This is a genomic window from Candidatus Cryptobacteroides sp. (genome assembly GCF_056207615.1).
Window position 1 is genome coordinate 1 of record NZ_JBAEER010000047.1, and the last position, 13,097, is coordinate 13,097.

The window sequence follows — 13,097 nt, forward strand, 5'->3', positions numbered from 1 at the left end:
AGCAGACAGAGATAAGGGAATTCAGGCACTCTGTTCTCCTTGTCATACTGTCTGATGAAGTTGGCAAGTATGTGGCCCTGGAGGTGATTCACCTCCACGAGAGGCCTGTCGATGGCGATGGAGAATCCCTTGGCGAATGAAGTGCCCACGAGCAGAGATCCGAGCAAGCCCGGTCCCCTGGTGAATGCGATGGCGGTGATGTCTTCAGGTGTGATGCCGGCGCGGCTGATTGCCTCGCTGACTACCGGAACGATGTTGAGTTGGTGCGCCCTGGACGCAAGTTCAGGTACGACTCCGCCATAAGATCTGTGCACTTCCTGGCTGGCGAGCACGTTCGAGAGAAGGTAACCGTCCTTGATTACCGCAGCCGAAGTGTCGTCACAAGAGGATTCTATGCCGAGAATGATGTCTGCCATATCGAAAAAAAGAGGTTCTGGACCCCATCTATGGCGGCAAAAATAGGCAATAAATTCGGATTATTATCTTATTTTTGTAGGTTAAATATATTGTGCCCTATCAGGAAGATTGCTATAATACTCTGGCCCGTGTTCGTGGTGATAGCCGTGATTCTCATCTCGGCCGTGATCGCCGTGCAGACGCCGATGGTTCAGGGAAGGATAGTCAGGGCAGTCGAGGAGAGATTCTTCAGCAAGCTCGACGGAGACGTCAGCTTCAGCAAGATACACTTCCGTCCGTTCAACGCCATCGTCATCAGGGATCTTGCGATCGTCGACAAGAATCCTCAACTTCCATCGGAAGAGGCTATGGAATCATTCCGAGAGGAACATGGTCCCGACTATGAGTACGTCCCTTATGACACCCTGATGAGAGCGAAGTACATCGTCGCGGAATTTTCTGTCAGGGGTCTGCTGAAGAAGGAGGGCATCCATCTCAAGCGCGCGCTGGTTCGAGACGGAAGGGTCAACCTCGTTATCGAACAGAAGGACACCATCACCAACCTCCACCGCATCTTTGGTATGGAAAGGAGCAATGGTGAGCCAAAAGAACGCACTGGAGACGTATTCGACCTCAAGGACGCCCAGCTCAAGAACATGATCTACTCGATGCGTATCATCAGAGACAAGCATCCCGGATACAAGGGCGGCATCGACTGGTGCGACCTCTACGTCAGCGAGATCAATGCCCATGCGAAAAACGTGAAGATGAGCAACGGCATCATGAGCGGAAGGCTTGACCATCTCGGATTCAGGGAAAAATCCGGCCTCAGGATCGATGATATATCCGGAAACGCGGCCATCGGACGAGGACAGGCGATGATAGAAGACATGCATGTCGCAGACTCACTGTCAGACGTCAACCTACGCTATTTCTCGCTCAGTTTCAAGAAGCCGAAGGATTTCCGCGACTTCAACGAGAAGATCCAGCTCGACGGCAAGCTCCTGCCGAGCACCGCCAGCACAAGGACGGTCGCATACTTCGTACCTTCCCTCTCGGATATGGATCTTAAGATCGATGTCGACGGAGAGATTCATGGAACCGTAGATTCGTTCGACCTGAGGAACATCAACCTCAGCACCAATGACGGAGCGTTCGGAACCACAGTGTACGGAAACGTATCCGGAATCACGGCGGACAAGCCGCTCGTCCTCGACATGCACATACAGAACTGCGCGACCGACACCAAGGGCATCGACCAGCTTGTGGCGGGAGTGACAGGAAAGTCACCGGGGCTCAGCGCAAAGGTACCGAACGTCAAGGCTCTGCTGAACGCCAGTCTCAGAGGACCTCTGGATAAGCTCAAGCTCAATGCGGACATCAGTTCCAATGCCGGTTATATCAGGACCAAGCTCGATGTGCTCGACCTCACAAAGAAGAACCACCCACTTCTCATCGGAGGTAATCTCGAGACCACCAACCTGGACCTCAGCAAGTTCATGAAGAAGGACCTTGTCCATGAGCTCAGCCTCGAGACCAAGCTGAGCGCAAAGCTACGTGGAAATAACGGCCCTGAGCTCGCTATCGACACGCTCAAGATTGACAGGCTGAATTTCAAGGGATACGATTACTCAAAGATTCTTGCGACCGGAGACCTCTCGAAGCAGCAGTTCAACGGTAGGATCATCAGCCAAGACCCGAACTTGAACTTCCTTTTCCAGGGCATATTCACATTCTCGCCAAAGACGCAGAATGCGGTATATCAGTTCTATGCTAACGTGGGCCATGCAGATCTCCACGAGCTGAAACTGGACCTCAGGGAGAATGCGACGTTGAGCCTGCAGACCAATGCGAACTTCAACCGTACAGGCAGCGGAATGCTCTTGGGCAACGTCAACATCAGGAATGTCAGACTCACGGCAGAAGACGAGATACATGATATCGGAGACATAAACCTGATCTCCAGGTCTACGGCCAACGAGTACAGGATCAACCTCAGTTCAAAGATCGCAAACGGTCAGTATGTCGGCAGTGCACCGGTGAATGACTTCGTGCGTGACCTGATGGGCATCACTGCAAAGCGCGAGCTTCCTTCTCTCTTCGAGGACGCGAGGTACTTATGGTCAGGAGAGACCTACAAGCTCAACTTCGAATTCGAGGACGCGAGAGGTATCAGCGGCTTCATCAAGCCTGGCCTTTACATCGACAACGACACCGAGCTCGTCCTTGACATAGACAGGCTCGGAGACCTTAGCGGCACGCTCCGTTCTCACCGACTTGCCCTCAACGAGAAATACATCAAGGATTTCGAGCTTAAGATCGACAACCAGGGCGACAGACTCAACGGAAATCTGACTTGCGACGATATCAACATCTCTGCGATACAGTTCATGGACAACACCATCGAATTCCTCGCAGAGGACGACCACATAGGCGTTGGAATTGTCTGCAAGGGCGATCAGAACAGCACGACCAGAGGAGAGATTTTCGCACGCGGCGATCTCGCAAGAGACGATGCCGGACTCGGAGTACATGTCGATGTGCTTCCATCAAGTTTCACCTTCAACGCGTCCGACTGGAGCATCATGCCAGCCTGCGTGGATCTCAAGGGAAATGATCTCGGAATACAGAACCTTGTGCTTTCAAGCGGTGATCAGAGCATCACCGTCGACGGAGGCATATCCAAAGAGCATGCAGACACGCTCTCCGTGCGTCTTGACCAGTTCTCGCTCGGAATTGCGAACGCCTTCCTCGGGCAGCAGTTCGACCTCAAGGGCAACGCTACCGGAGAAGCAATGCTGATCTCGTATGCAGAAATGGACAACAAAGGTATGCTCATCGACCTCGTCAGCGAAGGGACCTCCGTATCCGGTACAGACCTCGGAAGAGTGGAAGTTGAGAGCAACTGGGATGAGGTATTAAACAGATTCAACCTCAGCGCCGGAAACGAGAAGTCCTTTGACATCAACGGCACCTATACACCTTCGATGAAGGATGCCGACATCAACGTACAGCTCCGGGAGTTCAACCTCGGAGTGGTCAAGCCTGTCCTTTCAAGCGTATTCAGCGACATGGCAGGATATGTTTCCGGAGGCGTCCATCTCTATGGCCCGCTGAACAATCTTGACATCGAGAGTACCGACGGAAGGATACGAAACGCCGTAATCGTACTCGACTTCACCAAGGTGCCGTACCGGCTCGACGGTCCGTTCCGCGTGGATACCCATGGACTCCATTTCGACAATGTCAACATACGAGACATGTACAGCGGCACCGGTTCTGTCAACGGATCCGTATACTACGACCATTTCAAGGACCTCGGAGTGGATCTCAACGTCAGGGTCAGCAACTCCATGCTCATCAACATCCCCGAGAAGGACAATGTCGGTTTCTACGGCAAGCTCACCGGTTCCGGCCTCGTCGGCATTCATGGACCTTTGTCCCAGATCACTCTCGACATTGAGGCTGCAACGACCAGCGGAGGAGATTTCCACATACCAGCGACCAGCTCCGGCAAGGATTCGAACGCTGAGCTCCTGACCTTCAAGGAGCCGGAGAGGATAGTCATCGTCGACCCATACGAGGAGATGATGAGCAAGTTGGGCAGCAAGTCCAAGGCTAAGACGGATATCATCGTACGCATCATCGCTAGAGCCAACCCGAACGTTGAGGCTTTCCTCGAAATCGACAAGTCTGGAAGCAACGGTCTGAACGGACGAGGAAACGGCAGCTTCGACATCGAGGTGCGACCTTCGCGCGGCATATTCAACCTCAAGGGAGACTACACGCTCACCAGCGGAACCTTCCTATACAATGCGTTCGGACTTGCGAAGAGGGAATTCGAGATCCAGGACGGCAGTAACGTGAAGTTCAATGGAGCAATCATGGACAGCGACCTCGACATAAATGCGATCTACAGGACAAAGGCTCCGCTCTCTCGTCTCATCTCCGACACCACTTCAGTCAACAGCCGAAGGACAGTAGAGTGCGGAATCGCGATATCAGACAAGCTAAGCAACCCTTCTCTCGCGTTCTCGATTGACATTCCTGACCTTGAACCTTCAATTAAGGCCAAGGTGGAGAATGCCCTCAGCACGGAAGACAAGGTCCAGAAGCAGTTCATCGCCCTCCTGCTCTCGAACAACTTCCTGCCTGACGAGCAGTCCGGAATCACGAACGAGAGCACAAGTCTCATCTACTCGAGCGTCACGAGTGTGTTCACGAACCAGCTGAACAACATACTTCAGAAGCTGAACATCCCTCTGGACTTCGACATGAGATACCAGCAGAACCAACGAGGAAACGACATCTTCGACGTCGCGGTATCGACGCAGCTGTTCAACAACAGGGTGATAGTCAACGGAAACATCGGTAACCGTCAATATACGACAGGAAACAGCAACTCCGACGTGGTCGGCGACCTTGACATAGAAATCAAGCTCGACAGGCCGGGCGCGCTCCGCCTCAACCTGTTCTCGCATTCGGCAGACCAGTACACGAACTACCTCGACAACTCACAGAGGAACGGTGTCGGTATCACCTACCAGCAGGAGTTCAACCGCTTCGTGGAGATGCTCAAGTATACATTTGCAGGAAAGGAACAGAAGGAGAAGATCAACGAGGAGGAACTCGAGAAGCTCGTCAACGAGCCTATGAAGGTGATGAGCGTCAACGAAGACGGCGGACTCACCGTAATATTGAACAAATGAAAGGAAAAGGAACAATAGAGCTCGAAGGCATGGAGTTCCATGCTTACCACGGATGTCTACCGTCCGAAAAGGCGACAGGAAACACATTCCTGGTCGATTTCAAGGGCGAATATGACATGGATAAGGCCGCATATAGCGACTGTCTCGAAGATGCTTTGGACTACGGCCGTATCTACGACATAGTGGCACGGGAGATGGCACAGCCTTCGGACCTGCTCGAGCATGTGGCAGGAAGGATAGTACGTGCCATAGAGACAGAGATTCCCGAGCTTTCGGACTTTTCCGTACGCGTTTCCAAGCAGCGTCCTCCGGTACAGGGTGTATGCGCATGGTCCCGCATAACGATGAATAAGTAATGGCAAAGAACATAGCATACGTAACCCTCGGCTGCAAGCTCAACTATGCCGAGACATCAACATACGAAAGGGCGCTCACGGAGGCCGGCTGCAGCTCGACTTCATGGACTTCCGGCAAGGCCGATGTCTGCCTGGTGAACACCTGTTCCGTGACTGAGCACTCGGATAAGAAGTGCACGAACATCATACGCAAGCTCCACAGAGTAAGCCCAGGCGCAGACATAGTCGTGACCGGCTGCTACGCCCAGCTGAAAAAGGATGAAATCCTTGAATTGGAAGGTGTCAAGGCCGTTTTTGGCGCTAACGAGAAGAACCAGGTCGTGCCATTCATACTCGGAGAATGCACCAAGGAGAAGAGCCCATGCATGTTCTCAGCCTACAGCAGCGGAGAAAGGACCCGTTCCTTCCTCAAGGTCCAGGATGGTTGCAACAACTATTGCACCTACTGCACCGTGCCGTATGCACGCGGAGAAAGCAGGAACATCCCTATCGCAGAGGTAATCCCTCAGGCACACGACATAGCGGCCAAGGGGATTTGCGAGATCGTGCTCACCGGCGTCAACACAGGCGATTTCGGCCGCAGCACAGGAGAGAACTTCTTTGACCTGATCAAGGAGCTGAATAAGGTCGATGGCATAGAGAGATACCGTATTTCGTCCATCGAGCCAAATCTCCTGACCGACGAGATGGTGGACTGGATAGCCGCAGGAAGCAAGTTCCTCCCCCATTTCCACATTCCTCTCCAGTCTGGCTGCGACGCCGTCCTCAGCGAGATGCACCGTCATTATGATACCGAATTCTTCGCGAGTAAGATCGAGTACATCCGCAAGGCTATGGAAGGTCCCGGCAAGCTCCCAGTCTTCTTCGGAATCGATGTGATAGTAGGTTTCCCGGGAGAGACGGAGGAGATGTTCGATCAGACCTACAAGTTCCTCGCGGAGCGCGTAAAGCCAGCATTCATACACATCTTCCCATACTCTCGTCGCGCCGGTACTCCGGCTGCCGAGCGCAAGGATCAGGTGCGTGACGGCATCAAGACAGAGCGCGTGGAGAGGCTCGAAGCCCTCTGCGACAAGCTCCACGGCGAGTTCGTCGAGTCCTGCAAGGGACTCAAGGCCAAGGTGCTCTTCGAGTCCTCGGACAAGAAGGGAATAATGTACGGCTACACAGAGAATTATATCCAGGTCGCTCGTCCTTATGACAAGAATCTGGTCGGCAAGATTTCGGAGGTGGAAATATGATAGAAAAGGCTAAGCTTACTTTCCTGGGCAGCGGCACTTCCCAGGGAATTCCGATCATAGGATGCGACTGTCCCGTATGCAATTCGTCGGACATCCATGACAACAGGCTCAGGGCTTCGGCGCTGGTTGAGTACAACGGTCTGACCATACTCGTGGACTGCGGTCCCGATTTCCGTCAGCAGATGCTCCGCGCCGGTGTACGCCACCTTGATGCCATCCTTCTCACCCACAACCATAAGGACCACACCGGAGGAATCGATGAGGTGCGAAGTTTCAACCTCATTGAGAAAAAGCCGGTAAACATATACTGCCAGAAGCATGTGATCAATGCCCTCAAGAAGGAGTATTCGTATGCCTTCGCGGAGGTCATCTATCCCGGCGCGCCTATCATCCAGGTACATGAGATTGGCGGTGGAGTGGGCGACGAACATGGCGCAAAGCCATTCGAGCTTCATAGCAACAAACTCGAGCACGACCTGGTGTGGGAATCAGGAAAAGGTTGGAAGGACGTTGAGAACGACGTATTGAATGACCCAGCGGCGCAGTGCAAGGCCACGGTCGTCCCTATCCAGGGATGGCATCATAAGAAGAAGGAGCTATCCGTGCTCGGATACCGCTTCGGAAATATCGCATACATCACCGATTTCAACCAGATCGATGACTGCGAATTCGAAAAGCTAATGGGCCTCGACCACGTTACCATCAACTGCGTCAAGAGGACTCCCCACTACTCGCATTTCTCTCTCGACGAGGCTCTTGCATTCTTCGACAGGGTCGGTGCCAAGCATTCATGGCTCACCCACATCTCCCATCTCCTCCCAGGCTACGCCGAGCTCGACGCCGAGCTCAAGGCATATAACCCCACCTACGGCGTCGCCTACGACGGATTGGTGATTGAATAGGCTACTTGTTCTCTATCTCCTCTCCGTAAGTGTAACCGTAACCATAACCATACCCGTAGCCATAACCAGCACGGCCATATCCGTACGCCATCTTTGAAGACGACATCTTTACACCATTGAGAACAACTGAGAATCGTTTATACTGTCCAGACTGATATATCTTTTCAACGAGCGGAAGCGTCTTCTTGTCCATAAGGCCTGCACGAACGATGAAAACTGTCAAATCGGAGAATTCTCCCACAATAGCCGGATCTGCAACAACACGAACTGGTGGACAATCGATGAATATGTAATCATACTTTTTCCTGAGTTCGGCCATGAGTTCCTTGAACTTAGGCTCCAAAAGCAATTCAGTAGGGTTCGGCGGAATCTTTCCCACATTGAGGAAGTCAAGATTTTGCATTCTCTCGGTAATGATGTCGTCAATAGAGCAATCATTCTTGGAAAGATAGTTTGCAAGTCCATCACTGTTATCTTCAAAAGCCTGTGAAAGAGCGGCCTTTCGAAAATCAAGATCAATCAAGAGAGTCTTCGCTCCCTTTATGGCCATTGTAGCTGACAAGTTCAGAGAAACATATGTCTTTCCTGAATGAGGAAGCATTGACGTTACCATCACAACCTTACAACCCTCCACTTTACCCAACATCATGTCGATATTAGTTCGAAGTACGCGGAAAGACTCATTTACAGCATCACGTCTCCCCGCTTTGACGAATATCCTTCGATCAGAATCGTTCAAAGACAGGCGATTGAATCTGAAAGGAGTAGACATCTTTCTTACCTCAGGAAGATCACCAAGGTATGGGCAGGTCAATACCGACGTGACATCTGGTTCAATCTGAACAGCAGTATCAAGCATACGGAACAGAGAAATAATTCCGAATGGAATTGCCGCTCCAAGCATCAACGCAAAAAGCATAATCACCATTCCACGAGGCTCTACCGGAGCTGTCGGGCCGTTAGGTGCCACTATCAGGCGAGTGTTACCTACATTTACGAGACTTGCGATTTCATTCTCTTCGCGCTTTTGAAGAAGGTACACATAGAGAGATTCCTTCACTTTCTGCTGACGTTCGATATAAAGGAGCTCAAATTCCTGGCCCGTACTATTCGCAATCTTACGAAGAATTTCATTTTCCTTACCCTGAATACGGCTTTCCTCCAAAGAGAGTGTCGATATCAGGTTATTAGTGGAATTCAGAATTGCAGAACGCATTGCAAGGATCGAGTTGTTGAGATCAATCACAAGCGGATTGGATTCTGAACTTGTCGCCAAGAGGCGATCCCTCTCCAAAATAAGTTTATTGTACTCAGCAATCTGTGACTCAACCGTACTACTCGAAATACCCGAGTTCGCAGGAATAAGGGCTGCAGAATGCGCTGGATTTGTAAGATAGTCCTTAATAAACTGAGCAACAGCAAGGCGATTGCTAACCTCAAACGACTTATCCCCATACTGAGCAGATTCCTGAAGATACGCATTACCGAGCGCCTTTACGTCAGTAACCTTATTTGTCTCCTTATATCTCTTGAGATCAGACTCAATTCTTCCAAGTTCATCTTCAATCACCATAAGGCGTTCATTAATGAATTCCGAAGTTCCGCGAGCTGACTTATTTTTATCATATACCCAAGACTCATCATACACCTCAACAAGAGAATTAAGAATCGCTGAAGCTCTATCTGGGAAATGATCCTTTATGCTAAGGGCGACGACAGTAGACTGCTTATCAGCAAGTGCAACAGTAAGCGCTGTAGAATAATCTTTGGCAACGCTTGCTGCATTTCGCCAGGTAATCGTAATAGGTTTTGACCACTCTCTATTGCTGAGGACAGGAGTGATAACCATAACGCCTAACGGAGTAGCGATAGTATCAGATACATGGCCCTGGACAGGTTCTGCGTCCAACTTATCACCTTTGACCATGAATCTGGAGAGTTCTATGGTATCATCAGACACACGAGTAACACGGAAAGAGAAAGAAGACTTTGGATTATTATCCACGAAAGTCGCCTCAATCGGAGAAGAATCACCAAGATCTACATTACGGAGAAACTGATGCTCCACGTAAGAAGTCTCCAGTCCAAGTTTGGTGACTACCTGCTGTAAAAGGTCCGGTGAAGACAATGCATGCACCTCGTTTGCAACATCACTTCCATAGCCTGGTATAGCACCGGTAAACTGTGCAATATTGGCCATAGCAGACTCTTGAGAATTACCTCCGACAATAACTTTAGCTGAACGGCTATAAACTTTTGGAGCTCGATAGATGTAAACGGTTGCAACAAATAGACACACGACAACAGATATTATATACCACCATTTGTAGTCCCATATCATGTGCCATATATCCAACATGTTGAGTGTAGAATCTTCCACACGCGCCCTGTTATCTTTATAATCCATAGTACCCATAATAACTCAAATAAAGGCTAATTCGCAAATTTACTAAATTAAGCATTATTAGCAACCCACTTTCGATTGTTTGATAGACATTACGTATATTTGCATAATCAACACTGCTACGCCCCCGTAGTTTAATGGATAGAATTTCAGATTCCGGTTCTGACGGTTGCGGTTCGATTCCGCACGGGGGTACAAAAAGGGCGATGACTTTCGGTCATCGCCCTTTTTATTTGACTGATGTTCAGACATGTCTTATGACGAGGTCGTCGGAGGCTGGGAGGGTCTTGCGAATAAGGCCTTCGAGGACCGCTCCGGGGCCACATTCGATGAATTCGACGGCGCCATCGGCAGCCATCTGGCGGACGGACTGAGCCCAGCGGACAGGAGCGGTCAGCTGCTGGAGGAGATTGGCCTTCATGACTTCAGGATCGCTCACTGGAGCAGCCACGACGTTCTGGTATACCGGGCAGCACGGAGAGGTGAATGAAGTACGCTCGATTGCCTCTGCAAGCTCTGCCCTGGCAGGCTCCATCAAAGGAGAATGGAAGGCACCTCCGACAGGGAGTACAAGAGCGCGACGAGCGCCTGCTGCCTTGAGCCTTACGCAGGCTTCTGCTACTGCCTCCGCAGTACCGGAAATCACCGTCTGAGCATCCGAATTATAGTTTGCTGCTACAAGAGCGCCAAGACCCGCATTGTCATTGATCTCCATACAGATACGCTCAATCTCATCTGCCGCAAGATTAATTACGGCAGCCATGGATCCGGGCACTTTTTCGCAGCACTTCTGCATGGCCTTTGCCCTTGCACTGACAAGAGACAGAGCATCAGAAAACTGAAGTACTCCGGCTGCTGCAAGAGCCGAGAATTCGCCAAGAGAGTGGCCGGCCACCATATCGGGTGCCGACTCTGCCTTGCAGGCGAATTCGAGGTAAGAGTGGAGGAACACTGCAGGCTGGGTCACAGCAGTTGCTCTGAGGTCCTCGTCGCTGCCCTCGAACATCACCTTCGAGATGCTGAATCCGAGCACTTCATCGGCCTGGGCGAGAAGAGTCCTGGCGAGTTCAAAATTGTCGTAAAGATCCTTTGCCATACCCGGAAACTGCGAGCCCTGGCCTGGAAAAACATATGCTTTCATGCGAAAAATCAATTTTGCGCAAAGATACAACTATATGCGATAATGTAAGTTAAGCGGCACGAGAAGTCTAATTTTTCACAAATCCTCAAAACGGGCTTTCATTCATGGCAGAAAAAGACTAAATTTGCATGATTGTATATGCGCACGTACGCATAAGCGTGCGCACAGAGAAACAATAGCCAACAACAAACATTAAAATATCTACTATGGCAAACGAGAAAAAATTCATTACCTGTGACGGTAACTACGCTGCTGCCCATGTAGCATACCTCTTCAGCGAGCATGCGGCTATTTACCCTATCACCCCATCTTCGACTATGGCTGAATATGTCGACGAGTGGGCTGCACAGGGCAAGAAGAACCTCTTCGGCGAGGTCGTGAAGGTCACTGAGATGCAGAGTGAGGGTGGTGCTGCCGGCGCAGTACACGGTTCACTCCAGGCAGGTGCCCTCACCACCACATTCACCGCATCGCAGGGTCTTCTCCTCATGATTCCTAACATGTACAAGATCGCTGGTGAGCTCCTCCCATGTGTATTCAACGTATCTGCTCGTACATTGGCTTCACACGCTCTCTGTATCTTCGGTGACCACCAGGACGTAATGGCTTGTCGTCAGACAGGTTTCGCTATGTTCGCGTCTTCATCAGTACAGGAAGTTATGGACCTTACAGCTGTTCCTCACCTCGCTACTCTCGAGACAAAGGTGCCATTCGTAAACTTCTTCGATGGTTTCCGTACTTCTCACGAGTATCATAAGGTAGAGGTTATGGATATGGAAGACATCAAGGCTATCACTCCTATGGAGTATGTTGAGGACTTCCGTAACCGTGCTCTCACTCCAGAACGCCCTGTAACACGCGGTACTGCTGAGAACCCTAACGAGTTCTTCACTCACCGTGAGGCTTGCAACACATACTATGACGCTATCCCAGACGTAGTTGAGAAGTACTGCCAGAAGATCTCTGAGATCACTGGCCGCGAGTACCACTGTTTCAACTACTACGGAGCTCAGGACGCTGAGAACGTAATCATCCTCATGGGTTCTGCTTGTGAAGCTGCCAAGGAGGCTATCGACTACCTCGTATCTGAGGGCAAGAAGGTAGGTATGATCAACGTTCACCTCTATCGTCCATTCTCTGTTAAGTACCTCCTCGCTGCTGTTCCTAAGACAGCTAAGAAGATTGCTGTACTCGACCGTACTAAGGAGCCAGGTGCTGAGGGCGAACCACTCTACCTCGACGTTAAGTCTGCATTCTATGACGTAGAAAACCGTCCTGTAATCGTTGGCGGTCGCTACGGTCTCGGTTCTTCTGAGGTTACTCCAGCTAAGGTTATCTCTGTATTCAACAACCTCGAGCTCGACCAGCCTAAGAACCACTTCACAGTTGGTATCGTTGACGACGTTACTAACCTCTCTCTCCCAGCAGTTGAGGAAATGGCTCTCGGTGGCGCTTCTATCCAGGAGTGCAAGTTCTTCGGTCTCGGTGCTGACGGTACTGTTGGTGCTAACAAGAACTCAGTTAAGATCATCGGTGAGTCAACTGACAAGTACTGCCAGGCTTACTTCTCTTACGACTCAAAGAAGTCAGGTGGTTTCACTTGTTCACACCTCCGCTTCGGCGACGAGCCTATCCGCTCTACATACCAGATCACTACTCCTAACTTCGTAGCTTGCCACGTTCAGGCTTACCTCAACATGTATGACGTAACTCGTGGTATCCGCGAGAACGGTTCTTTCCTCCTCAACACTATCTTCGAGGGCGAGGAACTAGTAAACTTCATCCCTAACAAGATCAAGAAGCTCTTCGCAGAGAAGAAGATCAACGTTTACTACATCAACGCTACTAAGATTGCTCAGGAAATTGGTCTCGGCAACCGTACAAACACTATCCTCCAGTCAGCATTCTTCCGCATCTCAGAGGTTATCCCTGTAGATCTCGCTATCGA

8 protein-coding genes and 1 tRNA gene are annotated in these 13,097 nt (G+C 50.7%); 6 read left to right on the plus strand and 3 right to left on the minus strand.

Features of this window, described 5'->3' with window-relative positions; all coding sequences use genetic code 11:
• A partial coding sequence (locus AC06ND_RS02910) for a tRNA (adenosine(37)-N6)-threonylcarbamoyltransferase complex transferase subunit TsaD (protein ID WP_475677498.1) occupies positions 1-416 on the minus strand: 416 nt, incomplete at its 3' end.
• A gap of 147 nt (positions 417-563) precedes the next feature.
• On the opposite strand from AC06ND_RS02910, the gene AC06ND_RS02915 reads away from it, so the two are divergent.
• The 4 genes from AC06ND_RS02915 to AC06ND_RS02930 are packed head-to-tail and all read left to right on the plus strand — an operon-like array spanning position 564 to position 7,604.
• Positions 564-5,105, plus strand: a complete 4,542-nt coding sequence (locus AC06ND_RS02915) for a translocation/assembly module TamB domain-containing protein (protein WP_475677499.1) — start codon at positions 564-566, stop codon at positions 5,103-5,105.
• On the plus strand, positions 5,102-5,461 hold the full coding sequence (folB, locus tag AC06ND_RS02920; protein ID WP_475677500.1) for a dihydroneopterin aldolase: 360 nt from the start codon (positions 5,102-5,104) through the stop codon (positions 5,459-5,461). Before AC06ND_RS02915 ends, folB begins: the two co-directional genes overlap by 4 nt.
• A complete protein-coding gene (gene mtaB / locus AC06ND_RS02925; protein ID WP_475677501.1) occupies positions 5,461-6,702 on the plus strand; it encodes a tRNA (N(6)-L-threonylcarbamoyladenosine(37)-C(2))-methylthiotransferase MtaB in 1,242 nt (413 codons plus the stop codon). Before folB ends, mtaB begins: the two co-directional genes overlap by 1 nt.
• Entirely contained in the window at positions 6,699-7,604 is a 906-nt protein-coding gene (locus AC06ND_RS02930; RefSeq protein ID WP_475677502.1) for an MBL fold metallo-hydrolase, read from the plus strand. Before mtaB ends, AC06ND_RS02930 begins: the two co-directional genes overlap by 4 nt.
• A gap of 1 nt (position 7,605) precedes the next feature.
• Here AC06ND_RS02930 and AC06ND_RS02935 read toward each other — a convergent pair whose 3' ends face one another.
• Complete coding sequence (locus tag AC06ND_RS02935) at positions 7,606-10,011, minus strand: GumC family protein (protein WP_475677503.1); 2,406 nt, start codon at positions 10,009-10,011, stop codon at positions 7,606-7,608.
• A 120-nt stretch (positions 10,012-10,131) separates the two neighbouring features.
• On the opposite strand from AC06ND_RS02935, the gene AC06ND_RS02940 reads away from it, so the two are divergent.
• Positions 10,132-10,203 (plus strand) — tRNA-Arg (locus tag AC06ND_RS02940).
• A gap of 49 nt (positions 10,204-10,252) precedes the next feature.
• On the opposite strand, the gene fabD is transcribed toward AC06ND_RS02940, so the two are convergent.
• The gene (gene fabD, locus AC06ND_RS02945) at positions 10,253-11,149 is read right to left on the minus strand and encodes an ACP S-malonyltransferase (protein ID WP_475677504.1); all 897 of its coding nucleotides are present in this window, start codon (positions 11,147-11,149) and stop codon (positions 10,253-10,255) included.
• Between the two features lie 206 nt (positions 11,150-11,355).
• Between fabD and nifJ the strand changes: the two genes are divergently transcribed.
• Positions 11,356-13,097, plus strand: a 1,742-nt coding sequence (gene nifJ, locus AC06ND_RS02950; RefSeq protein ID WP_475677505.1) for a pyruvate:ferredoxin (flavodoxin) oxidoreductase, incomplete at its 3' end; no start/stop codon positions are given.

Excerpts from the sequence above, each read along its gene's own strand:
- fabD (WP_475677504.1), bottom strand. The coding sequence starts at position 11,149 with ATGAAAGCATATGTTTTTCCAGGCCAGGGCTCGCAGTTTCCGGGTATG.
- folB (WP_475677500.1), top strand. The coding sequence starts at position 5,102 with ATGAAAGGAAAAGGAACAATAGAGCTCGAAGGCATGGAGTTCCATGCT.
- AC06ND_RS02935 (WP_475677503.1), bottom strand. The coding sequence starts at position 10,011 with ATGGATTATAAAGATAACAGGGCGCGTGTGGAAGATTCTACACTCAAC.
- mtaB (WP_475677501.1), top strand. The coding sequence starts at position 5,461 with ATGGCAAAGAACATAGCATACGTAACCCTCGGCTGCAAGCTCAACTAT.
- AC06ND_RS02930 (WP_475677502.1), top strand. The coding sequence starts at position 6,699 with ATGATAGAAAAGGCTAAGCTTACTTTCCTGGGCAGCGGCACTTCCCAG.